Genomic DNA, 24,974 nt, shown 5'->3' on the forward strand with positions numbered 1-24,974 from the left:
AAGACGTGACGCCCTTCAACAGATCGCTACGGTCCGTATGTGTCCTCGGTGATTGTTTCGGATGGAGGTTCATCGGTGACTCTTTCCTGCATGTCTCCGATCCGTCGGCGTCTCGGATTTCTGGCGGCTCATCTCGTCGTCGCCCTTGTCGCTCTCGTCGTCATCGGTGGAGCAACGCGGGTGATGGAGGCAGGGCTGGCCTGTCCGGACTGGCCTCTGTGCTTCGGCACGCTCCTCCCCGGGCGCCAGATGAATCTCCAGGTTTTTCTGGAATGGTTCCATCGCCTTGACGCCTTCGTTGTCGGCGTCGCCCTGCTTGTGATGGCAGTCGTTGCCTTCCTGAGGAGGCGTCTTCTCCCGGGATGGCTCCCATCATTGGCGATCGTCCTGGTGCTCCTAGTGGCGCTCCAGGGTGGGCTCGGCGCGCTCACCGTGCTGGACCTGCTTCCGTCCGGCATCGTCACGGCTCACCTGGCGATGGCCCTCACCCTGGTGGCTCTGCTGAGCGGTCTCACCCAGAGACTTCTCCATCCAGGTGGCGAGGCTGCTCCCGTCTGGTGGACTCCACTGGCCGGACTGGCCCTGCTGGCAGTGGTGGCGCAATCCCTGCTGGGGGCTCTGATGGCCACCTCCTGGGCCGCTCAGCGTTGCCTGGCCGCCGGGGACGGCTGCCGCTGGCTGATCCTCCACCGCAATGCCGCCGCACCCGCTGCCGGACTGGTGCTGTTGTTCGTGTGCTCAGCGCTTCTGGCCGGTGGCTGGAGCCGCCGGCAATGGCCCTATCTGATTCCTGTGGCGATTCTTGTCACCTGTCAGGTGGGTCTTGGAGTCGGGACGCTGCGGCTGGGCCTGTCCCAGCCGTTGGTCACCGTGGCCCATCAGCTCGTGGCTGCCCTGCTGGTGGCACTGCTCGCCTCGCTTCTGGTGCGTCGTCCTGACGTGCCGTTCTCCCCCATGCCCGTCGTCCTCGACGAGTCCTCTCTGGAGCCCTGTCATGGCTAGTTCAGTGACCGCATCGACTCCCACGCGTGAGGAGGTGGTTCCGTCCAGGAAACGGATCAAGCTTCCGCCCTGGTTGGAGGTGGCCAAGCCCCGCCTGATTCCTCTGCTCCTCGCCACCACCCTCGGGGGGATGGCGCTCACCGAGGGCTGGCCGCTCTCCTCCCCCCGTCTCGTCTGCACCCTGGGAGGGGGCGCGCTGGCTGCCGCCGCCGCCGGCGTTCTCAACTGCCTCTGGGAGCAGGACCTGGATGGACGCATGAAGCGAACCAGCGGCCGGGCCTTGCCGTCGGGGAGGCTTTCGCCCACCAGCGCCTTCATCGGTGCCATCGCCTGCACCCTGGCGGCGGCGATGCTGCTGGTGAGCGGCGTCAATTGTCTGGCAGCCGGGCTGAGCCTGCTCGGTCTCTGCAGCTATGTGCTCCTATACACCGCTCTGCTCAAGCCCCGCACGACCCAGAACATCGTGATCGGCGGCGTCGCTGGAGCCATCCCGCCTCTGGTGGGTGCGGCCGCGGCCACCGGCCACATCGGTCTGGGGGGCTGGTGGCTATTCGCTCTGGTCATGGTCTGGACCCCGGCCCATTTCTGGGCTCTCGCTCTGCTGCTGAGAGAGGACTACAGAGCTGTCGGCATTCCCATGCTGCCTGTGGTGAAAGGCCCGGTGGTGACGGCTCGTGCCATCCGTCGTTACGGCTGGGCGACCGTGGCCCTCAGCAGCGCGGGGGCTCTGGTGCTGCCGACCGGTGGGATTTTCTACGGCCTGATGCTGCTGCCCTTCAACGGTCGACTGCTGCAGATGGTGCGGCGTCTGGCCCAGGACCCCGACAGCCTCACCGGCGCCAAGGGGCTGTTCCGTTGGTCGATCCTCTATCTGTTCGGAATCTGTCTGCTGCTTGTTCTCAGCCGCACCGGTCTTGCCTCGGGATTCGATCAGCAGGTCCGGGCTCTGCTGCTGCAGATCCAGGCCATCTGAGCTCTCCCTAGATTCAGCTCCGGGGTTGTGTCCAGTGCTCAGGTGGTGGAATGGCATTGATTGAACTGCGACAGCTTCACAAGGCCTACGGAGCTGTTCAGGCCCTCCGGGATTTCTCTCTGTCGGTGCCGGAAGCCTGCCTGTTCGGTCTGCTCGGACCCAACGGAGCCGGCAAGACCACGGCGATGCGGATTCTGGCCACCCTGCTCGGGCCCGATCGTGGGTCGGTGGAGGTGGCCGGTGTTGATGCCCTGGCGGATCCCCGGGCGGTCCGTCGTCTGCTCGGTTACGTGGCCCAGGAGGTGGCGATCGACAAGATCCTCACGGGCCGGGAACTGCTCCAGCTTCAGGGAGACCTGTATCACCTGGGTCGTTCGGATCGCAACCAGCGGATTGACGACCTGATCGACCGTCTGGCCATGGCGGAGTGGATTGATCGCCGATGCGGCACGTACTCCGGAGGGATGCGGCGGCGGCTCGATCTCGCCGCCGGTCTGCTGCATCGTCCGAGGCTGCTGGTGCTTGATGAGCCGACTGTCGGTCTCGACATCGAGAGCCGTTCGGCAATCTGGGAGCTGCTGCGCCAGCTGGTTGAGGCTGGGACCAGCGTGCTTCTGAGCAGCCACTACCTGGAGGAGGTGGAAGCTCTGGCCGATCGAATGGCCATCATCGATGCCGGAACGGTGATCGCCGAAGGCGTGCCGGAGGAGCTGAAGCGGCGCCTTGGAGGGGACCGCCTGACGCTGAGGGTTCGCGAGTTCAGCGATCCGCAGGAGGCTGACCGGGTGCGTGCCTTGCTGGAGCCCCTGGAGGGCGTGCGGCAGGTGGTGGTGAATCGAGCACAGGGCTTCTCTCTGAATCTCGTGATCGAGGGCGAGCCGGTGGTGGAGCGTCTCCGGGATCGACTGGCCGGAGCGGGAGTTCCGGTGTTCGCGCTGGCCCAGAGCCGCCCCAGCCTGGATGACGTCTACCTTCAGGCAACAGGACGCACCCTGATGGATGCCGAGCTGGCCGTGGCCGGTCAGCGCGATGTCAAGCAGGAACGTCGAAAGTCCATGTGATGCGCTGATCGATGACCTCTCCCAGCCTGTCCGTCAACAGCACCGCACCGGAACGGGGAGCGGTCTCCGAGCTTGTTCAGGAGACCTCTGCCCTCACGAAACGGCTGTTTCTTCAACTGGCGCGGCGCCCATCGACCCTGGTGGCCGGCGTGCTGCAGCCACTGATCTGGCTGATTCTGTTCGGCGCCCTGTTTGCCAACGCACCCGAGGGGCTGCTGCCCGGGGGCATGAGTTACGGCCGCTTTCTCGGAGCGGGAGTGATTGTGTTCACAGCGTTCAGCGGTGCTCTGAATGCCGGCTTGCCGGTGATGTTCGACCGTGAGTTCGGCTTTCTCAATCGTCTGCTCGTCGCTCCCCTGCGCAGTCGCAGTTCGATCGTGCTGGCCTCCGTGCTGTACATCACAGTGCTGAGCCTGCTTCAGAGCCTGGCGATCATGATCACCGCCGCCCTGCTGGGCTACGGCTGGCCCGGGGGCGCCGGTCTGCTCTTGGTGGTTGCCACCCTGCTGCTGCTGGTGTTCGCGGTCACCGCCCTCAGTCTCGGGATGGCCTTTGCGCTGCCGGGTCACATCGAGCTGATCGCCGTGATCTTCGTGGCGAATCTTCCGCTGCTCTTCGCCAGCACGGCTCTGGCTCCGTTGTCCTTCATGCCGGCCTGGCTGGGCTGGCTTGCGGCCCTGAATCCCCTTACCTTCGCGATTGAGCCCATCCGTGCCGCATACAGCGGTTCGCTCGATCTCTCGGCTGTCCTCCTCGAGGCGCCCTACGGCGATGTCACCGGCTTCGCCTGTCTGCTCGTTCTGCTGGTGCTCACCGTCGGACTGTTCCTGCTGATCCGTCCACTGCTCAACCGCAAGCTCTCCTGAATCCGTGCCTTCCTCACCGTTCCAGCAGCCTTCAGCCCGTCAGCACGCCCTCTCCAGGCAGATGCTTGAAGCCGAAGAGCGGGGTGATGCCCACCGTCTCTCTTTGCTGCAGGGGCAGTGGGTGCATCGCTTCGGCGTCGCGACACTGCCTGTTTCCACTGCAGCAGCGCCGGTTTCGGAGAGTCCGATGGCTCCCCTCACGCCGTTGAGCCGTGAATCGGATGTTTCCGTCGTTGCTGAGTCCTCCGCAGCGGCCGGCTTCCTGGAGATCATGGGCGGCACGAACGAGGAACAGCCTGTCGTCGAGGAACAGCCTGTTGTCGAGGAGCAGCCTGTTGTCGAGGAACAGCCGTTCGTCGCTGAACAGCCCGCCGAGCCCCAGCGGCCTGTTCCCGCACCGCCTCTCAGCACACCACGCTCCCTGCGCCGCTGGCTGCCCGGTGCTGAGTCATCCTTCCCCAAGGCTTCCTGAGACGTCATGTTGCCGTCCAATGAGGTGCTGGATCAGGGACTGATCGTTTCCGTTCAGGCCCCTCCGGGCTCTCCCATGCGTGACCCTGACGTCATCGCGGCCATGGCCGACGCCTCACTCCGCAACGGAGCGGTCGGGGTTCGTCTTGAGAGCCCGGAACACATCGGAGCGGTTCGCCGTCGCTGCCCCGATGCCTTGATCATCGGATTGTGGAAATGCACGTTCCCTGACAGTTCCGTGTACATCACCCCGGGTTGGAGAGAAATCCAGACGGTCTGGTCTGCCGGTGCCGACGTGATCGCGATCGATGCCACGGCCCGACCCCGTCCTGAGAGGCAGGAGCTGGAGGATCTGATCCAACGGGCAAGGGTCGAGTTGCGTGCCCCCCTGATGGCTGATGTCGACAGCGTCGAGAACGGATTGCGTGCGGCCTCCCTCGGTTGCGACTGGGTCGGCACCACGCTCTTTGGCTACACGGAGGAGACATCCGGCCAGCAGCCCCCGGGGCTGTCTCTGCTTCCGGATCTGAGGCATCAGCTGAAAACCAGCGTGCGCCTCATCTGTGAAGGGGGAATCGCGTCCCCGGACGCCGCCCGCTCGGCTCTGAAGGCCGGAGCGGACAACGTCGTTGTGGGAACAGCGATCACGGGCGTGGATCTGCAGGTGGCCGCCTACTGCCGAGGCATGGCCGGCTGATCACATCATTCCGGGCATACCCATGCCGCCCATTCCTCCCATGCCGGGCATGCCCATGCCGCCCATTCCTCCCATGCCGCCCATCGGATCTCCACCACCTTCAGGGGCCGGTGCCGGTGGTTCGGGCTTGTCGGCGATCACCACCTCCGTGGTGATCAGCAGGGAGGCGATGGAGACCGCATCCTGAAGGGCAAGACGCACCACCTTGGTGGCGTCGACGATTCCAGCGGCTCTGAGGTCCTCAAAATTGCCGGTCAGCGCGTTGAAGCCCTGGCCGCTCTCCCGCATGGCTGAGATCACCACATCGCCATTTCGACCCGCGTTCGTGGCGATCTGGTGAACGGGAGCCGCCAGGGCTCGCTGCACGATTTCAACGCCAGTCCGCTCATCGCCATCGAGTTGCGCCACCAGCGCATCGAGCCCCTGGGCCAGCTGCAGCAGGGTGCTGCCACCGCCGGCGACGATGCCCTCCTCCACTGCGGCCCTGGTCGCGTTCAGGGCATCTTCAATGCGCAGCTTGCGGTTTTTGAGTTCCGTCTCAGTGGGGGCACCCACTTTGATCACGGCGACACCGCCCGCCAGTTTGGCGATCCGCTCATTCAGCTTCTCGCGGTCGTAATCGGAGTCGGTGGCTTCCAGCTCGCGCTTGATCGAGGCGACCCGGGCCGACACCGCCTGCTTGTGATCCTCGCTGGCGACGATCGTGGTGTTCTCCTTGCTGATCGTGATCCGGCGGGCCCGGCCGAGATCAGCCAGGGTGACCTTGTCCAGCGTCATCGCCTTGTCCTCGCTGATCACCGTGGCTCCCGTGAGCACGGCGATGTCGGCCAGGGCCGCTTTACGGCGCTCGCCAAAGGATGGGGCGCGCACCGCAGCCACCTGCAGAACGCCGCGGTTCTTGTTCACCACCAGCGTGGCGAGAGCCTCTCCCTCCACCTCTTCGGCCAGGATCAACAGCGGGGAACCGCTCTTCTGGACCAGCTCGAGCGCAGGAACCAGGTCAGCGATGGCGCTGATCTTGCGGTCGGTCAGCAGCAGCAGCGGGTTTTCGAATTCACACAGCTGACGATCGCCGTCGTTGACGAAATACGGGGAGCTGTATCCCCGGTCGAAGGCCATGCCCTCGGTCACCTCCAGCTCTGTGGCCAGGGATTTCGATTCTTCAACGGTGATCACCCCATCCACGCTCACACGGTCCATGGCTTCCGCCACCATCTGACCGACCTCGTCATCCCCCCCGGAACTCACCGTGGCGACCTGACGGATGGCGTCGGCTTCAACGGTCTGGCTGCGTTGGCTGAGACCCTCCACCACCTGGGCACAGGCTTTCTCCATGCCGCGGCGCAGTTCCACGGGACTGGCTCCGGCGGCGGTGTTGCGCAGGCCTTCCCGCACCATGGCCTGGGCGAGCACGGTGGCGGTGGTGGTGCCGTCACCGGCCTTGTCCTTGGTCTTGGAAGCCACCTGCTGGATCAGTTTCGCTCCGAGGTTCTCGAAGGGATCCTCCAGTTCGATCTCCTTGGCGATGGTGTCACCGTCATTGACGATGTCAGGGGCGCCGAAGGATTTCTCGAGCACCACATTGCGGCCGCGGGGGCCGATGGTGACGCGGACGGCGTCGGCAAGAGCATCGACACCCCGCTCAAGAGCGCTGCGGGACTCGTCGGAGAAGGAAAGGAGTTTCGCCATGGTCACTGGACAGCCGCAAATCAATGTCCCACAGCGACGGAGGCCCGGTGCAGGGGGTGCGCGGTGGGGAAAGCCGAATGTCTCCCTTGGCGCGGATGCCTGCTCATCACAGGCTGATTAACGTCCGGATATGGCTGATTCCGGTGCCTTCTTTTTTGTGCTGATGGCCGGGCTGGCGGGGTCCATGGCCCTCGTCTACGTGCCTCTGCGGATCTTCCTGACCGCGACAGCCCGCAGCCGCCGATTGCGCCTGTTGCAGCGGATCCGCCGACTGCGTGAAGAACTGGCTCAGCCGCTGGAGTCGTGATCGTCAGGCCATCACCATGCCGCCATCCACCTGGAGCACCTGGCCGGTGATGTAAGCCGAGGCGGGGTCTGTGGCCAGGAAACGCACGGCTCCAGCCACCTGTTCCTGGGTGCCGAAGGTGCCGAGGGGAATGTCCCGGAGGATGGCATCGGCATCGAGATCCTTGGTCATGTCCGTGGCGATGAAGCCCGGCGCCACAGCATTCACCGTGATGCCGCGGCTGGCCAACTCCTTGGCGGTGCTCCGGGTCAGGCCCACCACCCCGGCCTTGGCTGCGGCGTAGTTCGCCTGGCCGGCGTTGCCCATCAGGCCCACCACGGAGGTGATGTTGATGATCCGTCCGCTCTTCTGCTTGAGCATCGGTCGAGCCACAGCTCGGCTGCAGAGAAATACGCCCGTGAGATTCAGATCGATCACCGCCTGCCATTCGGACGTTTTCATCCGCATCAGCAGCCCATCCCTGGTGATGCCGGCGTTGTTCACCAGCACATCAAGACGACTGCTGCGCTCAAGGACCGTCTTGATCAGACCGTCCACGTCCTCTTCCATCGCCACGTTCGCCTGGAGCGCGTAGGCCTTTCCCCCTGATGCGGTGATCAGCTCCACCACCTCCTCGGCTGCGGCGGCTGAGTTCGAGTAGTTGACCACCACCTCCATGCCGGATTCCGCCAGAGCGAGGGCGATGGCCCGACCGATCCCGCGGCCGCCGCCGGTCACCAGGGCGGTCTGGCCGGTGAGGGCTGTGGAGGAGGTCATGAAGGGGCCTGAGCTCGGAGGATCGTAGGGATCGGTGTGATTGCCACCTCAGCCAGCCATGGTTTCGATGCTGTCGACCGCCTCTCCCAGCAGCTCCTGAAAGCACTTGAGCTGAGGTCGGCTGCCCAGCACGATCAGCAGCTGTCCGGGGGCCAGCTTTGTTTCCCCGCGGGGATTGGCGATCAGATCGTTCCCTTCCCGGATCGCCAGCACAAGGGCGCCGCTGCGCCGTCCCAGTTCGAGCTCCTGCAGAGAGCGGCCGTGCACGTTGAGCAGATGCAGCGGGTCGCTGCTGAGCTGAAATTCCTCGATCTCGTAGTTGGAGCCGACCAGGAGCTCCATGAAATTGATCGCCAGCGGTCGCAGAGCCGAAGCCGCCATCACCCGTCCTCCGGCGATGTATGGGCTCACCACCACAGTGGCGCCGGCCAGTCGCAGTTTGGCGGCCGCTTCATCGCTGTTGGCTCTGGCGATCAGACGGCAGGACGGTTGCAGGTCACGGGCACTGAGCACCACGTAGAGGTTCGATGCATCTCCGGGCAGCGCAGCTACCAGGCTGCGGCATTGCTCCAGCCCAGCCTCGAGCAGGGATTCATCGAGCGTCGCATCGGCCAGAAGCACCTTCAGACCTCGTGATTCAGCGATCTGGCTTCGCTCGGGATCCGTTTCGATCACCACGAGGGGGATGTCATCGCGCTGCAGCTGAGCGGCGATCTCCTGACCGATGCGTCCGTAACCGCAGAGAATGACGTGATTCCGCATGCTCTGAAGCAGGCGCTGGAAGCGGAACTCCCGAAGTTGTCGGAAGTAACCCGATTCTGTCAGCCCCAGCACGCGCTGGATGAACAGCTGGACCACCAACAGACCGCCGATCACGATCAGCACGGTCACAAGCCGGCCCTGTGAGGAGAGGGGATGCACCTCGCCGTAGCCGATGGTGCTGATGGTGATCAGCACCATCCAGAGACAGTCCCCCCAGTCCCAGCCTTCGGTGATGCGGTAACCGATGGATCCGGCAAGAATCACGCTGCTCAGGGCGGTCAGGGGACCCCGCCATGGAGCTGTGATCGCCTGGAACTGGCTCTGCCCCCGGATCCTCCGCCTTTGGCGAGCCATCAGCTTGTGTCAGAACCCCAGGGCGGTGAGCACGTCGTCTTCACCGATCGTTGTCAGGGGGCCTTCACCGCCGAGGCATCTGATCTCGGCCCGTTCGGGAAGATCTCCGGCCTGACCGCCAAGGGCGACCAGCGGAACATTGCTGTAAGCCGCCAACAGCTGAGTGAGCGGACAACTGCTGAGCACCACGTCCGCGCAGGCCACGGCGGCGGCTCGCTCGACAAGCTTCAGCTCCGGCGAGAGGCTTCGGCTCCGCAGGGTCGCCAGGCGGGTGCGGACCGCCTCAGGCAGTGCGCCCCATCGTTGGTCGGGCCAATCGTTGGATGCTCCCGAGGGTGCCATCAGCAGCAGTGGTCCGTCTCCAGCAGGAAGCTCGGCACGGGCGTTCTCCAGGGCCTTGGACGGCAGGCTCAGACGGAAACCGTCAGCCTTGAGGGAACATCCAAGCGCTTCCACGAACGGAGCGATCCTCTGAGCCGCCCAGCCCTGCCCCAGGGCAATGCGATCGGTGGAGGCGAAGCCTGACAGGGCCACTCGGGTCGGGATGTGGCTCATCGACAGCATCAGATTGACCGACTGACCTTCCGCGAAGTTGAGGCAGGCCTGGAAGTCCGGTTCTCGGACGCAGCCGAGAAGGTTCGTCCAGTCGGCCAGTGATGGGTTGGATTCGAAGCTGAAGGGAATCAGCTTTTCGAAACCCGGCATCAGCTCCCATGCCGCGCGGCATTTGGGATCACAGGCCACCTGAACCATCGCTCCCAGTGCTTCGGCGACAGCCGCAAGAGCGGGAAGACGCTCCAGCTGGGCCAGAACCGGGCCAGGGCTGAGGGCAAGGACTCGCATCGAACCGCTGCGGAGAGCGTCTGGGCTGATTGTATGGAGACCGTTTCAGCCTGCTGGGGGCAGGAGTCGCTTGTGCATCTGTTGATCGCCGCAGCGGGGAGTGGTCGCCGCATGGGGGCGGATCGCAACAAGCTGCTGCTGCCGCTGGCGGGACGCCCCGTGATCGCCTGGACCCTGGACGCGGCGATGGCGGCCGATCGGATCCGTTGGATCGGCATCGTCGGTCAGGAGATCGATCGCGAGGAGATCCTCGCCTTGGTGCAGGGTGCGCCCAAGCCGGTGGTTTGGATCCAGGGGGGCAGCACGCGTCAGGACTCGGTGCTGCGAGGTCTGGCGGGACTGCCTCCCGGGGCCGAGCACGTTCTGATTCATGACGGAGCCCGCTGCCTTGCGGAGCCTGCGCTCTTCGATCGGTGCGCCGAGCGGGTCGAGGCGGGGATGGCGTTGATCGCTGCCACACCGGTGACGGACACGATCAAGCGGGTGGATGCCGAAGGTTGCATCAGGGAGACGCCGGACCGTTCCGAACTGTGGGCTGCCCAGACGCCCCAGGGGTTTCAGGTTCAGCAGCTGCAACAGGGCCATGACCGGGCCAGGGAGCAGGGCTGGAACGTCACGGACGATGCCTCCCTTTACGAACGCCTCGGCTGGCCTGTGCAGGTGCTGGATGCGGGCCCCTCGAACATCAAGGTGACGACGCCCTTCGACCTGACGGTGGCCGAGGCAGTGCTCCAGCTCAGGAGAGCAGGCTGAGCTGACCCGTGTCTCCGTCGAGGCGTGCCTGACGGCCGAGGGGGAGAGCCGCGTTGCCGGGCTGGTGTCCGACCGGCAGATCCATCACCCTGGGGATGTTCAGATCCGCTGTGCGCTCCTCCAGCACCTGACTCACCGTGAAGTTCAGCTGATCAGGGCGATCGTCCTCGCAGTCGCTGAAGCTTCCGAAACCGAGACCCGCCAGTCGATGCAGGGCACCGCAAAGCCGCCAGTGGGTGAGCATGCGATCGATGCGGTAGGGCGCCTCACCCACGTCCTCGAGGATCAGGATCGCTCCATCGAGATCGGGAATCCATGGCGATCCCAGCAGATGGCTGGCCACGGTGAGATTGGCCACCAGCAACGGACCGCTGGCGATTCCTCCTCCGAGCCCTCGTCCCTGCAGATCCTGCAGAGCGTCTCCGAACAGCAGCTGTCGCAGCCGCTGCTGGCTCCACTCCGGTTCCGAGGACAGGGTGGTGAGCAGGGGGCCGTGAATCCCTCCATCGAAACCGGCGGCGAGCCGACCCCACAGCAGTGCCGTGACATCGGAGAACCCCAGCAGCCAGCCTGGTTGCCAGGGGATAGGCCGCTCCAGCAAACGGGCAGCCCCCCATCCACCCCTGGCACAGGCCAGCAGGCTGACCGGAGTCTCCTGGAGCAGATCATCGAGCCGCTGCTCATCCCGGCCTGCCAGATATCCCCAGTGACGTCCAACAACGGAGTGAGGTCGGCAGCGCAGCCCCCAGCTCTCCAGCAGGCTCACTCCCTGATGCAGGCGCTCGGCATCCGCGAGGGCAGAACTGGCGGCCACCACTGCCATGGCATCACCGGGCCGCAGAGGTGCTGCTGTCTGCTCTGCCATCAGGCGAACGCTCTTCCGAGCATCAGAGCGATGAGCAGGAGTGATCCGAGCTGGACCTGGCGACTGAAGTGACGACCGAACACCGCCATGCCTGTCTGGCCCTGCTCAAGCGGCGTGCAACTGGCCTGCATCAGCCAACTGGCGATGGCCCAGAGCGGCCAGAAGATCCAGCCGATGCCGCTCGCCGCGGCGGCGATGGCCAGCAGGATGCAGGTGACCCCGTAACAGACACGAACCGCAGGCACCGCCGAGCCACCCAGGGTGAGAGCGCTGCTGCGCAGGCCAAGCCTGGCGTCGTCCCGTCGGTCCGCCATCGCATAGACGGTGTCGAAGCCGAAGGTCCAGAGCATGGTGGCGAGCCAGCACCCGAGCAGGGGGGCATCCGCGGTCAGCTCCGCTTCAGCCGCAGCCCAGGGAATCAGAACGGCGAAGCCCCAGCAGAGCGCGAGGACGGCCTGAGGGAAGGGGAACCAGCGCTTGGCTGAGGGGTAGAGAAGGATCGGTGGCAATGCCGCAACAGCAAGGGCAAGACAGAGCAGCAGGCTCGCCTGCGGCAGGCTGAGCACCACCAGAAGGCTGAGGATCAGCATGCCGATCAACAGTGCGGCAGCAGTGCTGACCCTCATGGCTCCACGGGCCAGCGGGCGGCTGCTGGTCCGCTCCACCTCGCCGTCGAACCGGCGGTCCCAGAGATCGTTGGCGATGCACCCGGCTCCGCTCACCGCCAGGCCGCCGACCACGATGCGCAGAACCAGAGATGCCGATGGCGGTGCAGACGGCATCAGCCAGAGGGCCCAGCCCGCCGGCACCAGCAGAATCAGTCTCCCTGTGGGCTTGTTCCAGCGCAGAAGCTGAAGCCAGGGCAACGTGCTGGGAGGGTGACTGATCACAGGGTCACAGATTTACAAAACCCTAGTCAGGGTCTGTCTGCATCAGCCATGGGTGGCAGAGTGGTTCGACTTCGGGTCGGGGCTGCCGATGCTGGGTGCTGAGTCCACTCCGTCTGCGTCGACCGCCTCTTCGTCCACCCAGCAGCTGGGGGCCAGCAGCGCGGAGGGCCTGTCCGGTCAGCGGCGGAGAATCGCCGCCATCGATATCGGCACCAATTCCACCCATCTGCTGGTGGCATCGGTGGACACGACCCTGCGGACGTTCAGCATCGTTCAGGCTGAGAAATCCACCACTCGGCTGGGGGAGCGGGATCCGGAAAGCGGCGAACTGACCGCTGAGGCGATGCAGCGCGGTGTTGAGACCCTGCGTCGTTTCCGAGACCTGGCGGCCAGCCATGCGGTGGAGCAAGTGGTCACTGCTGCTACCAGTGCAGTCCGGGAAGCTCCCAACGGCAGGGATTTCCTGCAGCGCATCCAGGACGTTCTCGGCCTCGAGGTGGATCTGGTGAGCGGGCCGGAGGAGGCGCGCCTGATCTATCTGGGCGTGCTCTCAGGCATGTCGTTCGGCGATCGTCCGCATCTGCTGCTCGACATCGGCGGCGGCTCCACCGAACTGATCCTCGCGGATGGACGTGATGCCCGCGCGCTCACCAGCACCCGGGTGGGGGCCGTCCGATTGCAGCGGGATTTCGTCAAGGACGATCCGATTCCACCCCAGCGCCGCGCGTTCCTCCAGGCGTTCATTCAGGGATCCCTCGAGCCGGCGGTGGACAAGGTGCACCGCCGGATCAAACCGGGCGAGATTCCTGTGCTGGTCGCCACCAGCGGCACGGCCATGGCGATCGGTGCGCTGGCTGCCAGTGAGGACGATCGACCGCCTCTGAAGCTGCACGGGTACCGGGTGTCCCGTCAGCGCCTCGATCGTGTTGTCGAGAAGCTGGTGGCGATGACGCCTGAACAGCGCAGGGAGCTCTCCCCGATCAACGATCGCCGCGCCGAGATCATCGTTCCTGGCGCGCTGATCCTGCAGACCACCATGCAGATGCTCGGGGTGGACGAGCTCGCGCTGAGCGAGCGGGCCCTCCGTGAAGGATTGATCGTCGACTGGATGCTGCGTCACGGTCTGCTCGAGGACCGTTTCAGCTTCCAGAGCAGCATCCGTCAACGCACGGTGATCCATCAGGTGCAGCGCTTCGCCGTGAATCAGCGCCGCGCTGAGCGCGTCGCTCTTCATGCCCTCAGCCTCTACGACAACACCCATGGCGTGATGCACCATGACGATGGTCAGGGACGCGAGCTGCTCTGGGCAGCCGCGATGCTGCATTCCTGTGGGCAGCACATCAACCTCAGTGCTTATCACAAGCACTCCTGGTACCTGATCCGCCACGGTGAACTGCTGGGTTACTCCGAAGCGGAACACCTGATGGTGGCGGCGATCGCCCGGTATCACCGCCGCAGCCTTCCCAAGAAGCGTCATGAGTCCTGGCAGGCCATCACCACCCGGGAGCATCGCCGGCTGGTCTCGGAGATGGCACTGCTGCTGCGACTCGCCGCAGCACTGGACCGACGTCCGGAACCCGTCGTGGCATCGCTGCGCGTTTCAGCTGCTCCGGGAGAACTTCAGCTTGAGCTGATTCCCGAGCGCCTGAACCAGAATCTCAGTCTCGAGCAGTGGAGCCTCGAAAGCTGTGCTGATGTGGTGTGGGAAGCGTCGGGGATGAAGCTGATGATCAGAGTTCAGGGCTGAGGCGATACCAGCGCACAGCATCGATCGGGCCGAGGGCAGCCGCTTCGCCGCCAGGTCGTTTCACCATCACCAGATCGGGCCTGCCCGCGTAGATCTCCACGCTTTCCGGGTCGTCGACCGTGCGGTCGTTCACCAGAGTTCCCTGGAACTCGAGGTTGCCGTTGCGACGCAGCGCGATCCAGCTGGGTTCGCGACTGCTGATCGTGAGAGATGAAGCGAGTGGTTCCGAAGGGGCTGCGCTGACGGGTTCCGCTTCGGGAACAGACGGCTTCGGTGCGGGAGTGGCCATCGGCTCCTCCGTCATTTCAGCCGGTTTCTGCACCGGGGGCATGGACGTTCTGGTGCGCAGAAGCATGGCCCCACCACCGCCGGCTGCGATGACCAGGACGATCGGCAGCATGAAGCTCCAGCGCCCCCTGGCGGGAGAGGCCGCTGTCGAGGCCGGTGCGGTGATGTTGATGGTGGTGCGCGTTGGAGTGCTGCTGATCGTTCCCAGCTGCTCCGCCAGGGCATCCGCGTCAAGTTTGAGATGACCGGCGATCCGGCGCACCATCGCTTTGATGAAGACCGGTTCCGGGAGTCCCTGCAGGTCTCCGAGCTCCAGGGAACGGAGCTGCTCCACGCCGAGATGAAGATTGCCTGCCAGTTGTTCCGCGCTCAGTCCCAGCGCCTCCCTGCGCTCCTGGATGGTCCGTCCGACGTCGACGAGGCCACCTGGGGCAGTGCCCCCGGAATCAGTATCTCTGTGATCACTGACAGCCACGAAAAAGGCGAATCAGAAGGATTGGATATGAACGTAATGCCTTTTGGATGATTTGACTGTCAAAGTGATGATCAGCATCTGATTCCGATCAAATGTTCGGAAGGAAGTGTTCATTCAGATGGGCGATACTGGATTCGAACCAGTGACCCCTTCCGTGTGAAGGAAGTGCGCTACCACTGTGCTAATCGCCCGCACAACCCGATCTTAAACCACAGGGTTCTGTTGGTTCGGGCGGAAGAGATGATCGTGATCCGGCGAATAGAGCCTCGATCTCCGTGCGCTGCCGCTGAGTGCGGGGCTGACGATGTAAAGGGTCGTTCTGATCAGTGACCGGGCCTGACTGACCTCTGCCATGGTCGAGAGCGGAACGACGTCGATCCATTCATCCGGCCAGCTGATCCGGTGTCCGATGCAGACGGGGGTGTCGGCTGGATAGTGACGCAGCAGGATCTCCTGAACCTCGTCAACGTGTCGGGCACTCAGATACAGGCAGAGGCTGGCCCCCAGAGCAGCGAGTCTGTTGAGATCCTCCCGCTCAGGAACCCCTGTTCGGCCGCCGGCACGTCCCAGAACGATGGTCTGCACCAGTCCTGGGACGGTGAGCTCCTGGCCGAGCCGGGCAGCGGCAGCCTGGTAGGCGCTGAGCCCGGGAACGACCTCCACAGGAACCTCCGCATCGGAGAGCGCGGCGATCTGCTCATGAATCGCGCTGTACAGCGACGTGTCCCCATCATGCAGGCGAACCACCTGATGGCCTTGCCGGTGCCGTTCGATCAGCACAGGGATCACCTCCTCCAGAGTGAGCGTGCTGGTGCGGATCCGCTCGCAGTGCTCCGGCGCCAGGGCAGCAATGGCCGGGCAGACCAGGGAATCAGTCCAGACCAGAACGTCGGCCCGTTTGAGCCGCTCGGCGGCGCGGAGCGTCAGCAGATCCGGGGCTCCAGGACCTCCTCCGATGAAACAGACCGGTGATCTCAGCATCCCTTCATCATCCATTGGAGCCGGAGGGTCCCGTCTGGGATGGCTCCCGATGGGATGGACCGCGGGAGTACAGCCAGGCCAGGCCGATGCCTCCGGCCACCATCAGCAGGCCGCTCATCAACTGGGCGATTCGCAGGCCGCCCTCACAGGCCGGTGGCAGGGCTCCGATGCACAGCGGGTCGATGCGAAGTCCTTCGATCCAGACGCGACCAAGGCTGTATCCCATCAGGTAGACACAACTCAGTGCTCCGGAGGGCAGGCGGATGCTGCCTCGGCTCCCCAGGCGGAACAACACGATCAGAACGAGGAACAACACCAGGTTCCAGATCGACTCGTAGAGAAAGGTGGGATGGAAGAACTCCGAATCGGCATAGACCGCCGGCCGATTCGCAAAGGGAATGAAAAGCTTCCAGGGAAGGTCTGTGGGAACTCCGAAGGCCTCGGAGTTGAAGAAGTTTCCCCATCGGCCGATCGCCTGGCCGAGGGCGACGGAGGGAACCAGCACATCCAGAACATCCCAGAAGGGCTGACGTCTCCAGCGGCAGAAAAGGATCAGCGTCAGGGTCCCGGCCAAGAGCGCTCCATGGATGGCGATCCCCCCTTCCCAGATGGCCAGGGCCTTGGTCCACTGGTCGGCGTAGTTGCGCCACTCGAAGGCGACGTAATAGATGCGTGCTCCGATCACCGACGTGAGCACGAGCAGTGGAAGCAGGTCACTGATCAGCCCGTTTTCGAGCTGCCGGGATCTGGCCAGTTGACTGGAGAGGTTGAGGCCGATCAGCACCGCTAGAGCGATCAGCAGGCCATACCAGCGGAGGGTGAGGGGCCCCAGCTGGATCAGCTCAGGCCCCGGTGAGGTGAACATCGCCTCAGATGCCTTCAGCAGCCTGAACCTTCTCGATCTGACGCTTCTTCAGCACCAGCATGATCTGAGCCAGAGCGACCGCGGCGAAGAAGGCCAGCAGACCGTAGATCCGGACAGGGTTCTGAAGAACCACCTCGGCATCCACCTGGCCGAAGCCGCCGACGTTGGGATCATCGGTGAGTGCTGCTCCGGCCTCAATGCTGTCGCCGACATTCACCAGCAGTGCGGGACCGACGGGAACGGTCTCAGCAACCGAGGCGCCATCGGCACCGGTGATGGTCACCACACTGGAACCGTTGTCGCCGGCCTCGATGCCGGCGACGGTGCCTGTTGCTGGAGCGGTGTAGACGGCGTTGTTGCTCTTCTCACCGGTGGGATAAACCTGGCCGCGGCCGCGGTTGCCACCCACGTGAATCTGGTACTTACCGAAGTGGATGCTGCTGTCGGTGGCGGGATCGGGGGAGAGCACCGGGAAAACGATCTCCTGATGCTGATCACCCGGAATGGGCCCCACCAGAAGAATGTTGGGTTGGTCGTCGCTGTACTGGCTGAAGTAGACGCCTTCGGTCTCCTCGCGGATCTCGTCGGTCCAGCGGTCCTGAGGGGCGAGAGTGAAGCCGTCGGGCAGCATCACCACGGCACCGACCTGGAGCGGAACCTGGCTGCCGTCTGCTCCGATCTCCTGGATGCCTTCCTCATAGGGAATTTTGACGCTGGCCTTGAACACGCTGTCGGGGAGCACCGACTGGGGAACTTCCGCCTGGGTCAGCTTCTGAGCGAGGTGGCAGTTGGCGCAAACAATCTTGCCGGTGGCTTCACGGGGACTGTCGTAGTTCTGTTGAGCCCAGAAGGGATAGGCCCAGCTGGCGGCCGGTGCGATCAGAAGAGCCAGGCCGAGAACCAGCGATCCGATCAGGAGGGAGAGGTGGCGACGCATGGAACGGTGTGGGAGGGGGTTCGGGCGAAGGGGGAGGAAGGTCAGGCCCACCAGGGCTTGTCGCCCGTGCGGAAGTCGGTCTCGGTCCACTGGCTGACAAAGACGTTGTCGTTCTCGACGCTGACATTCGCCAGGGCGAGGGACAGGGGGGCTGGGCCGCGGACCACCTTTCCGGTGGCGTCGTACTGACTGCCGTGGCAGGGGCACATGAACTTGTTCGCGCCACTGTTCCAGGGCACCACGCAGCCCAGATGGGTGCAGATCGCATTGATGCCGTAGCTGCCGATGGCGTCTTCACCCTCCACGATCAGATAGGTGGGGTCTCCCTTGAGGCCCTGAACGAGGCTGCGGTCTCCCTCGGGGTGAGACGCCAGCCAGCCGCTGGCGCTGACGTCGTTCCCGAGTTCATCCTTGGCACTCGTGCCACCGCCGCTGCCGGCGGCTTTGGGCGGGATGAAGTAGTTGGCCACGGGGTACAGAGCCCCGAGAGCGACGCCTGTGACGGATCCAAAGGTCAGCAGATTCATGAACTGCCGACGACCCATTCCGGGCACATCGCTCGAGGAAAGTTGGGTCATGGCGGACGTTCATCCAGCACGGAATGGCGATCATTATGGACGCTTAAGTGCCTGTCACGCTTTGCAACGACTGGCCTTTGCCCCGCCCCGGCGACACCCGATCTGTGCTTGTGAATCCGTTCGAATCAGCCGACAGTCCCCTCGGGGTGGAGGAGCTGATCAGCTGTCTCCGCCAGCGCTGGAAAGCGACTTACGACCTTCAGCTGGTGGTGCGCAGGCAGCGTCTCTACCTGCAGGTGATGTGGGCCTATCTGGAGCAGCAGTCCTTTCCGATGGACGAATCCGCCTATCGGGAGCACATCGCCGAAGTTCTAGATGTTGTGAATCGTCTTGGTCTGGCCACGGAAGTGCGCCGATGGCTGTGGGATACCCGTGACAAACCTCGTCTCGGCAAGGCCCTCAGCCTGCATCTGGAGGTGGAGGGACCCGAGGCCCGCAATCTGCTCAGGGAGTTTCTGGTCTGAGGGATTCCGCCAGGGCCACGAGGGCGACTCCCACCAGAAACAGTGCGGTGATGGCGCCGGCCAGCAACAGCATCGTGATGGGATCCGTGGAGGGAGTGAGCACGGCTCCTGCCAGCGCTGCGCTGAGCACCACCCATCGCCAGGCCCCGAGCATCGCTCGCCAGCGCACGAGCCCGAGCACACCGAGAAGCAGCTGCAGCACGGGCAGCTGAAAGGCCAGACCCGTGGCCAGCATCAGCAGCAGCACGAAGTCGAGATAGCGCTCGATCGACCAGAGCGGTTCGACCACATCGGCGCCGTAACTCACCAGGAAGCGCAGCGCCGCCGGCACGAGGGCCCACCAGGCGAAGGCAAGGCCTGCGACGAACAACACCGCCGAGCCTGCCACCGCGGGAGCGATCAGCCGCTGCTCACGTCGGGTCAGGCCCGGCAGCACGAAGGCAAGGCCCTGATACAGCACGTAGGGAAGGGCCAGGGTCAGGCCGGCGTAGCCCGCCACCTTGAGGGAGACGAACAGGAACTCGCCCGGGGCGAGTTGCAGGAAGTGAATGCCGCTGGCCGGTGCCTCCAGCATGCGCACGAGCGGTTTCACCGCCACCAGGCAGAGAGCGGCTCCCACGACAACGGCCAGAAGACTGCGCAGAACCCGCTGACGCAGCTCTTCGAGGTGGTCCACCAGCGGCATTTCCACCTCGTCCGGCAGATCGCCGGCGTTGGCCCCCCCACCAATCCGGATCGGTGGAGGAGGTTTCAGGAGTGGACCGTCGGGACTCTCGGGCAAGGATGGGGGGCGGGAAAAGGTCTGAACATCAGACGCTTGTTGAAGCAAGGCTAGAAGCCGCGCTGTCATGAAGATGCTGTTCGGCCCGATGCGGCTCACCCCAGCGGATTTCGCCGCCGCGATGACGCACCGTGCCTGGGCCGGCTCCCGGGATGCGTTGCAGCTGCATGGTCGGCACCATCACAACCGCAACCCGGCTGTTGCCGCGCGCACGACTGAAGTGAGCGGCCAGATCCGTGGCGAGTGTCAGATCGCCGTCCTCGGGCAGACCGCTGGAGGCCTTCAGGACCACATGGCTTCCCGGGCACTCCTGGGCATGGAACCAAAGGTCACCACTGCGCGCCTGGCGCAGACTGATCCAGTCATTCTGGCGATGGTTTCGCCCCACCTGAATCAGCAGGCCTCCAGGTGAAACCAGCTCCAGCGGCTGCGGCGTGCTCTGACGCTGCTGGCGCCGCTCCTGCTGGCGGCCTCCGGGATTGAGCAGCTCCTCCAGTTCGCTGCGCAGCTCCTGCAGCGCTGTCAACCGTGGCGCGACCTCCTGCCAATGGGCGATCTGCAGGTCTTCGATGAAGGCCTCACTGCCATTGATCAGATCCAGCCGCCGCCGGTGGTGGGTGAGACGTTCCTCCAGAACGGCCACTGATCGGCGCAGCTTGCGGGCACGCCGATACAGCTTCTGAGCCTGCTCCACCTGCTCCCGGCTGGGGGATGGCAGGCAGAGCAGTGCATCGGCCTGCTGCTGCAGGTCGTCGCTTCCCGCCGTGGCTGCCCGCCGCTGCATCTGGTCCTCCAGGGCGAGCTCCTCCTTGCCGCGCCACCGCTCGAGGCGCTGGCGCACTTCATCACTTCTCCGGCTGAGGGCTCGCTGGTCCAGCTGCTCCCGGTACCAGCGTCCAAGCACCAGGGCCAGGCCGGGCTCCCCGCTGTCCTGGCCTGTTCCCCACACCCGATACCGGCCGTCCTCCTGCAGCTGCAACCGAAAGGATTCCTGCTCCAGAGCTTTCAGCCAGCACTGCCAGGAGCGGTGCAACTGCTGCCACTGATCCGGTTCCAGATCCTGCACGCCGGAATCCGCCAGGCTTCCCGCCAGCTGTCGAATCAGAGGTGGACTGATCCCCTGATAACTCTGCTGAAGGGCTTTGCGGAGCGGGACCGGCAGCAGTTGCAGACGCTCCCGCCAGCGCTCGTCGGATTCCTGCGGATCCGGAGGCTGACCCTGAAGCGGTGGTGGTGGTGCGTATGCGTCGCCGGTCCCGATCGGACGTACCCGTGACTGGTGATCGCGCACCTGTCTGCCCAGAGTGATGACCTGTCGCTGGTCATCAAGCAGCAGCAGATTGCTGTGGCGACCCATCAGCTCGAGCACCAGCACCCGCTGCACCCGTTCCCCGGGGCGTGCCGCCAGACGGAACTCCACAACCCGCTCGAAACCAGGCTGGTGCAGCTCCACGAGGGCCAGCTGGCGCAGGCTGTGCTGCAGCTGCTGGGCCAGCGTGCTGCCAGCCCCCTGTCTTGCCGGAGGGGGGATCTGGATCAGATGCGGAGCCTCCGCCAGCCAGCTCAGCTCGACCCAGGTCATGCCACTGAGGCTGCGGAAGCCGAGCTGCAGGCGAGCGGCATCAGGCTGCTGCGCCTTTTCGAAACGGCTTGGCACAAGTTGTCGGCGCAGATCCCACAGCACGGCCCTGAGGCTGGTGAGATCCATCAGCTGCAGGCTCGCCGCCGCCATCAGCTGGCATTCAGAGGTCTTCCTACTCTGCTGGCCGACGCAGATGCAGGGCATGAGCGGCAGTCGTGGCGGCCTCACCGTGATCACCGGTCCCAGTGGAGTTGGGAAGGGGACTCTGGTCAGCCGTCTTCTGGAACGTCACCCCTCGGTGTGGTTGTCGGTTTCCGCCACAACCCGTGCTCCCCGTGAGGGGGAACAGGACGGCGTCAACTACTTCTTCCATACCAGGGATCAATTCGATGCCCTTGTGACCCAGGGGGGACTGCTGGAATGGGCTGAATTCGCCGGCAACTGTTACGGCACCCCTCGCGCGCCTGTCGAGGAGCAGCTGGCGAGTGGCCGGGCGGTGCTGCTGGAGATCGAACTGGAGGGGGCCCGTCAGGTGCGGCGCAGTTTCCCGAGCGGGTTTCAGATCTTTCTGGCGCCGCCAAGCTTCTCGGAACTGGAGCGTCGCATCCGTGGCCGCGGCACGGATGCAGAGGATGCCATTCGTCGTCGGCTGGCCAGAGCTGAGCAGGAGCTGAAGGCTCAGGATGAGTTCGATGCCGTGGTGATCAACGACGCTCTCGACACGGCTCTTGCCGAGCTGGAGCGACTGATGGGTCTCAGCTGACAGCAAAAAAGGGGCCCAGGGGCCCCTTCCGTAGGGATCTAGACGTCGATCAACCCAGAGGGTGGAAGAGGAGGTCAGGGAAGAATCGGTTCCACTCGATCAGGATTCCGGCGGTCAGCGTGAACCAGATGGCGGCGACGACAGGAGCGGTGGTGAGGAATTTCTGCATGAGTTCGGTAAGGGGTGGTGTCGGGATCTGAATCAGCGGGGGGAGACGGTGACCTTGTTGTCGTCCTCCAGCAGTTTTCCGCTGGTGAACTCGCCGAAGGCGGCCAGAGGCCAGGTGGCGGCGGCCAGAAGACTCTTGAGGGCGATGGAGAGATCGATCTGGATCTCATTCATGGCGGCGTTCTTGCCACGGGTGGCCTTCAGGTATTCCCGACCGGCCCAGCCGATGCAGCCAGCCACGTAGAGAAACATGATGCCGGGATAGACGAAGTCGCCTGCATGGCTCCAGCGTCCGTCAACGATCAGGTGGGGCAGGCCGTCTTCACCGCAGGAGGCCTGGCTGTACATCTCAAAGCGGGCCTTGGCCTGTGGGGTGTCGGCAGCAGCGGCTCGCTGCTGGAAGCGGGCGCTTTCTGAGCAGGGCGTCAGACCGGCCACATCCGCCTTGGCGACGGGGGCGAAGCCGAACACCAGGAGGGCCGAAAGCACAACGGCGAAGAGACGACGCATCGGATCGATTCCTGTGTGGTTAGTTGCCCAAGGGGGCAGGATGTCACTTGCGGACAGTAGGGGAGGGTCCTGACCACCATGACCTCGGTGCTGGCCCTCGAAACAAGTTGTGACGAGTCGGCCGCGGCGATCGTCACGCGGAGCGAGAACGGAGTTGTGGAGGTCCGTTCCTCTCGGATCGCCTCCCAGGTCGAGGAGCACGCGCAATGGGGTGGTGTCGTCCCTGAGATTGCATCGCGCCGCCACGTGGAAGCTCTGCCGCAGCTGATTGAAGCCGTTGTCACCGACAGCGGGATCGGCTTCGATCAGCTCGACGCCGTGGCCGCGACGGTCACGCCCGGCCTGGCCGGAGCGCTGATGGTGGCTTCCGTCACCGGCCGCACCCTTGCGGCCCTGCACGATCGCCCCTTCCTCGCCATCCATCACCTCGAGGGGCATCTGGCCTCCGTGCAGCTGAGTGAGCTGGCTCCGCGTCCCCCTTATCTGGTGTTGCTTGTCAGCGGAGGCCACACCGAGCTGATCCAGGTCGATCAGACAGGTGCCATGGACCGTCTGGCCCGCAGCCATGACGATGCGGCCGGTGAGGCCTTCGATAAGGTCGCCCGCCTGCTCGGGCTCGGATACCCCGGAGGACCGGCGATCCAGGAGCTGGCCACCGACGGTGACGCCTCCCGCTTCGCTCTGCCGAAGGGTCGTATCTCGCTTCCGGGAGGCGGGTTTCACCCCTACGACTTCTCCTTCAGCGGTCTGAAGACGGCGATGCTGCGCAGCGTGCAGACGCTTCGGGCATCGGGGGAACCTCTGCCGCTCGCCGATCTCGCCGCCAGCTTCGAGGCCGTGGTCGCTGATGTGCTGGTGGAACGCAGCCTGCGCTGTGCCCGGGATCATGGGCTTCAACGTCTTGTGATGGTCGGAGGGGTTGCCGCCAACCGTCGGCTTCGCCTGAAGATGCAGGAAAGGGCAAAGGCCGTCGGGGTTTCGATCTCCATCGCTCCGCTGGCCTACTGCACCGACAACGCGGCGATGATCGGAGCCGCTGCGCTGGAGCGTCTGTCCAGGGGGCGGCGGTTCAGTTCTCCTGAGACCGGCGTTTCGGCCCGCTGGCCACTGCAGCGCGCCGATGAGCTCTACGGAGACGTGCCGGCTTTCTGAAGAATCCCCTTAAGGTGGCGCAAACGTTCCATCCCCATGGCGGAACAGACCGGCAACGCGACGCAGGAACCTGTCGGTTCCGATGAACTGAACGCCTGGCGCCGAGGTTTCACACCTCAGGCGGAGATCTGGAACGGTCGCCTCGCGATGATCGGTCTCTCGGCAGGCATCGCGGTGCTGCTGCTGGTGCGCCTGTTCGGAGCCTGATGGTTCAGCTGCGCCCTCGGAGGGCCTGAGCCAGTTCGTTCGGCCTGAGGCTCACGGCAACCGCCTGTTCAGCCTCCACACGTCCTGCCTCGACCAGAACCTGCAGCGATTGATTGGTGGTCACCATTCCGTCGAACCCGCTGCGCTCCATGATTTCCTCGACTTCATCGAGAGCGCCCCGCTGGATGTAGTCCTTGCAGGCGTCTGTGTTGATCAGGATGTCGTGGAACGCCGCACGCTTGCCATCCGTGGTGCGGATCAGCCCCTGGGCAATCACCCCGAGCAACGACTCGGAGAGAGACCGACGAATGCTGTCCTGCTCTTCGGGCGGGAACATGCCCAGCACCCGTTCCACCGTCTTGACCGCCGAATTGGTGTGCAGAGTGCCGAACACCAGGTGACCGGTCTGGGAAGCCTCCAGAGCCGTGGAGAGGGTTTCCCGGTCGCGGATCTCGCCGACCAGGATCACGTCAGGGTCCTCCCTCAGCGCGGCCCGCAGGGCGTTGTGGAACTTCAGGGTGTGCAATCCCACCTCCCGATGCCGGATCAGTGATCTCCGGCTTTCGTGCACGAATTCCACGGGGTCCTCAATCGTGAGGATGTGACGGGTTTCGTTGCGATTGATCCAGTCGATCATCGCTGCCAGGGTCGTGCTCTTGCCGGACCCGGTGGGGCCGGTCACCAGGATCAGCCCCTTTGGACGCCCCGCCAGCTCCTGCAGGATCGTCGGCAGGTTCAGCTGCTCCATGGTGAGGATCGTCTGGGGGATCAGCCGCAGCACCATCGCCGGTCCCCGCAGTGAATCCAGCAGGTTGATCCTGACCCTCACGAACGGAAAGGCATGGGAGCCGTCGAACTCCTTCTCCCGGAAAAAGGCATCGATCTGCTGCGGCGAGAGGATCTCCCCCAGCCAGCGTTGAAACACGCTCTGATCGGTGACCGGCCAGTCTGTCTGCTGCATCTCGCCACGAGCCCGGTACCGGGGAGATTCCCCGACACCGAGATGCACATCGGAATGACCTTCCTCATGGGCCACTCGCACGATCGCTTCCAGGCTGGGGGATCCGTCCGTGGCTGCCGCCGGTGCGCTCGAGGTGACCGCAGGCCGCGGCGGAAAGCTGGGAGGAAAGACGGGCTGAGCCACGGCAACACCGTTCCGGTGTCTCAAGGATGCCGACAAACGCCCG

Annotated in this window: 29 protein-coding genes and 1 tRNA gene; 13 read left to right on the forward strand and 17 right to left on the reverse strand. The window is 64.6% G+C overall.

Annotation, left to right across the window (positions count from 1 at the left end; translation table 11 throughout):
- The first annotated feature begins 90 nt into the window (after positions 1–90).
- From KR49_RS11180 to KR49_RS11205, 6 genes are read left to right on the forward strand one after another with little or no spacing between them, the layout of a single operon-like run.
- Positions 91–1,002, forward strand: coding sequence for a heme A synthase (locus KR49_RS11180; protein WP_156957185.1), 912 nt, complete (start codon positions 91–93; stop codon positions 1,000–1,002).
- The gene (locus KR49_RS11185; protein WP_043695402.1) at positions 995–1,975 is read left to right on the forward strand and encodes a heme o synthase; all 981 of its coding nucleotides are present in this window, start codon (positions 995–997) and stop codon (positions 1,973–1,975) included. Before KR49_RS11180 ends, KR49_RS11185 begins: the two co-directional genes overlap by 8 nt.
- 50 nt (positions 1,976–2,025) lie before the next feature.
- Positions 2,026–3,036 carry an ATP-binding cassette domain-containing protein gene (locus KR49_RS11190; RefSeq protein ID WP_043695405.1) on the forward strand — a complete coding sequence of 337 codons (1,011 nt, stop codon included), beginning with the start codon at positions 2,026–2,028 and terminating at the stop codon, positions 3,034–3,036.
- An 11-nt stretch (positions 3,037–3,047) separates the two neighbouring features.
- Complete coding sequence (locus KR49_RS11195; RefSeq protein ID WP_043695408.1) at positions 3,048–3,902, forward strand: ABC transporter permease; 855 nt, start codon at positions 3,048–3,050, stop codon at positions 3,900–3,902.
- A gap of 4 nt (positions 3,903–3,906) precedes the next feature.
- The gene (locus KR49_RS11200) at positions 3,907–4,374 is read left to right on the forward strand and encodes a hypothetical protein (RefSeq protein WP_043695412.1); all 468 of its coding nucleotides are present in this window, start codon (positions 3,907–3,909) and stop codon (positions 4,372–4,374) included.
- Positions 4,375–4,380: 6 nt separating this feature from the next.
- The gene (locus KR49_RS11205; protein ID WP_043695416.1) at positions 4,381–5,070 is read left to right on the forward strand and encodes an N-acetylmannosamine-6-phosphate 2-epimerase; all 690 of its coding nucleotides are present in this window, start codon (positions 4,381–4,383) and stop codon (positions 5,068–5,070) included.
- Here KR49_RS11205 and groL read toward each other — a convergent pair whose 3' ends face one another.
- The gene (gene groL / locus KR49_RS11210; RefSeq protein ID WP_043695420.1) at positions 5,071–6,759 is read right to left on the reverse strand and encodes a chaperonin GroEL; all 1,689 of its coding nucleotides are present in this window, start codon (positions 6,757–6,759) and stop codon (positions 5,071–5,073) included.
- Between the two features lie 130 nt (positions 6,760–6,889).
- On the opposite strand from groL, the gene KR49_RS14325 reads away from it, so the two are divergent.
- Entirely contained in the window at positions 6,890–7,066 is a 177-nt protein-coding gene (locus KR49_RS14325; protein WP_156957186.1) for a hypothetical protein, read from the forward strand.
- Positions 7,067–7,069: 3 nt separating this feature from the next.
- On the opposite strand, the gene fabG is transcribed toward KR49_RS14325, so the two are convergent.
- From fabG to KR49_RS11225, 3 genes are read right to left on the reverse strand one after another with little or no spacing between them, the layout of a single operon-like run.
- Entirely contained in the window at positions 7,070–7,822 is a 753-nt protein-coding gene (fabG, locus tag KR49_RS11215) for a 3-oxoacyl-[acyl-carrier-protein] reductase (protein WP_043695423.1), read from the reverse strand.
- Positions 7,823–7,870: 48 nt separating this feature from the next.
- A complete protein-coding gene (locus tag KR49_RS11220; RefSeq protein WP_043695427.1) occupies positions 7,871–8,938 on the reverse strand; it encodes a TrkA family potassium uptake protein in 1,068 nt (355 codons plus the stop codon).
- Positions 8,939–8,947: 9 nt separating this feature from the next.
- Entirely contained in the window at positions 8,948–9,781 is an 834-nt protein-coding gene (locus KR49_RS11225; RefSeq protein WP_043695430.1) for a glycosyltransferase family 9 protein, read from the reverse strand.
- Positions 9,782–9,853: 72 nt separating this feature from the next.
- On the opposite strand from KR49_RS11225, the gene ispD reads away from it, so the two are divergent.
- Complete coding sequence (gene ispD / locus KR49_RS11230; RefSeq protein WP_043697411.1) at positions 9,854–10,534, forward strand: 2-C-methyl-D-erythritol 4-phosphate cytidylyltransferase; 681 nt, start codon at positions 9,854–9,856, stop codon at positions 10,532–10,534.
- On the opposite strand, the gene KR49_RS11235 is transcribed toward ispD, so the two are convergent.
- Positions 10,518–11,399, reverse strand: coding sequence for an LD-carboxypeptidase (locus KR49_RS11235; protein ID WP_043695433.1), 882 nt, complete (start codon positions 11,397–11,399; stop codon positions 10,518–10,520). The genes ispD and KR49_RS11235 overlap by 17 nt on opposite strands.
- Entirely contained in the window at positions 11,399–12,289 is an 891-nt protein-coding gene (locus tag KR49_RS11240) for a 4-hydroxybenzoate polyprenyltransferase (protein WP_043695436.1), read from the reverse strand. Before KR49_RS11240 ends, KR49_RS11235 begins: the two co-directional genes overlap by 1 nt.
- Before the next feature lie 88 nt (positions 12,290–12,377).
- On the opposite strand from KR49_RS11240, the gene KR49_RS11245 reads away from it, so the two are divergent.
- Positions 12,378–14,036, forward strand: coding sequence for a Ppx/GppA phosphatase family protein (locus tag KR49_RS11245; RefSeq protein WP_084188142.1), 1,659 nt, complete (start codon positions 12,378–12,380; stop codon positions 14,034–14,036).
- On the opposite strand, the gene KR49_RS11250 is transcribed toward KR49_RS11245, so the two are convergent.
- The 6 genes from KR49_RS11250 to petC form a co-directional block, all read right to left on the reverse strand.
- On the reverse strand, positions 14,020–14,799 hold the full coding sequence (locus KR49_RS11250; RefSeq protein ID WP_043695439.1) for a RodZ family helix-turn-helix domain-containing protein: 780 nt from the start codon (positions 14,797–14,799) through the stop codon (positions 14,020–14,022). The two genes, KR49_RS11245 and KR49_RS11250, sit on opposite strands and share 17 nt — an antisense overlap.
- 119 nt (positions 14,800–14,918) lie before the next feature.
- A tRNA-Val gene (locus KR49_RS11255) sits at positions 14,919–14,990 on the reverse strand.
- Positions 14,991–15,003: 13 nt separating this feature from the next.
- The gene (gene cobM / locus KR49_RS11260; RefSeq protein ID WP_043697417.1) at positions 15,004–15,780 is read right to left on the reverse strand and encodes a precorrin-4 C(11)-methyltransferase; all 777 of its coding nucleotides are present in this window, start codon (positions 15,778–15,780) and stop codon (positions 15,004–15,006) included.
- Between the two features lie 7 nt (positions 15,781–15,787).
- Positions 15,788–16,645 (reverse strand): prolipoprotein diacylglyceryl transferase, encoded by an 858-nt coding sequence (lgt, locus tag KR49_RS11265; protein WP_043695442.1) that lies wholly within the window; start codon positions 16,643–16,645, stop codon positions 15,788–15,790.
- A 4-nt stretch (positions 16,646–16,649) separates the two neighbouring features.
- Positions 16,650–17,582, reverse strand: a complete 933-nt coding sequence (petA, locus tag KR49_RS11270; protein WP_043695445.1) for a cytochrome f — start codon at positions 17,580–17,582, stop codon at positions 16,650–16,652.
- A gap of 41 nt (positions 17,583–17,623) precedes the next feature.
- Complete coding sequence (gene petC / locus KR49_RS11275) at positions 17,624–18,160, reverse strand: cytochrome b6-f complex iron-sulfur subunit (protein WP_043695450.1); 537 nt, start codon at positions 18,158–18,160, stop codon at positions 17,624–17,626.
- Positions 18,161–18,207: 47 nt separating this feature from the next.
- Here petC and KR49_RS11280 point away from each other — a divergent pair, with 47 nt between their 5' ends.
- The gene (locus tag KR49_RS11280; RefSeq protein WP_043695453.1) at positions 18,208–18,624 is read left to right on the forward strand and encodes a DUF3067 family protein; all 417 of its coding nucleotides are present in this window, start codon (positions 18,208–18,210) and stop codon (positions 18,622–18,624) included.
- Here the strand turns inward: KR49_RS11280 and tatC are convergent.
- Both tatC and KR49_RS11290 read right to left on the reverse strand, forming a co-directional pair.
- The gene (gene tatC, locus KR49_RS11285; RefSeq protein WP_253912876.1) at positions 18,605–19,309 is read right to left on the reverse strand and encodes a twin-arginine translocase subunit TatC; all 705 of its coding nucleotides are present in this window, start codon (positions 19,307–19,309) and stop codon (positions 18,605–18,607) included. The two genes, KR49_RS11280 and tatC, sit on opposite strands and share 20 nt — an antisense overlap.
- Positions 19,310–19,433: 124 nt before the next feature.
- A complete protein-coding gene (locus KR49_RS11290) occupies positions 19,434–21,137 on the reverse strand; it encodes an NFACT family protein (RefSeq protein ID WP_052378333.1) in 1,704 nt (567 codons plus the stop codon).
- Positions 21,138–21,189: 52 nt separating this feature from the next.
- Here KR49_RS11290 and gmk point away from each other — a divergent pair, with 52 nt between their 5' ends.
- Entirely contained in the window at positions 21,190–21,750 is a 561-nt protein-coding gene (gene gmk / locus KR49_RS11295; RefSeq protein ID WP_043695456.1) for a guanylate kinase, read from the forward strand.
- A 49-nt stretch (positions 21,751–21,799) separates the two neighbouring features.
- On the opposite strand, the gene psaJ is transcribed toward gmk, so the two are convergent.
- Together psaJ and KR49_RS11305 are read right to left on the reverse strand one after the other, a co-directional pair.
- Complete coding sequence (gene psaJ / locus KR49_RS11300) at positions 21,800–21,919, reverse strand: photosystem I reaction center subunit IX (RefSeq protein ID WP_043695460.1); 120 nt, start codon at positions 21,917–21,919, stop codon at positions 21,800–21,802.
- Between the two features lie 32 nt (positions 21,920–21,951).
- Positions 21,952–22,428 carry a photosystem I reaction center subunit III gene (locus KR49_RS11305; RefSeq protein WP_043695463.1) on the reverse strand — a complete coding sequence of 159 codons (477 nt, stop codon included), beginning with the start codon at positions 22,426–22,428 and terminating at the stop codon, positions 21,952–21,954.
- A gap of 78 nt (positions 22,429–22,506) precedes the next feature.
- Between KR49_RS11305 and tsaD the strand changes: the two genes are divergently transcribed.
- Both tsaD and KR49_RS11315 read left to right on the forward strand, forming a co-directional pair.
- On the forward strand, positions 22,507–23,580 hold the full coding sequence (gene tsaD / locus KR49_RS11310; RefSeq protein ID WP_043695466.1) for a tRNA (adenosine(37)-N6)-threonylcarbamoyltransferase complex transferase subunit TsaD: 1,074 nt from the start codon (positions 22,507–22,509) through the stop codon (positions 23,578–23,580).
- A gap of 36 nt (positions 23,581–23,616) precedes the next feature.
- Complete coding sequence (locus tag KR49_RS11315) at positions 23,617–23,787, forward strand: chlorophyll a/b-binding protein (protein ID WP_043695470.1); 171 nt, start codon at positions 23,617–23,619, stop codon at positions 23,785–23,787.
- A gap of 4 nt (positions 23,788–23,791) precedes the next feature.
- Here the strand turns inward: KR49_RS11315 and KR49_RS11320 are convergent, their stop codons facing one another.
- Positions 23,792–24,931 carry a type IV pilus twitching motility protein PilT gene (locus KR49_RS11320; RefSeq protein WP_043695473.1) on the reverse strand — a complete coding sequence of 380 codons (1,140 nt, stop codon included), beginning with the start codon at positions 24,929–24,931 and terminating at the stop codon, positions 23,792–23,794.
- Positions 24,932–24,974 lie beyond the last annotated feature (43 nt).

It is taken from the genome of Synechococcus sp. KORDI-49, assembly GCF_000737575.1.
GTDB lineage: Bacteria > Cyanobacteriota > Cyanobacteriia > PCC-6307 > Cyanobiaceae > Parasynechococcus.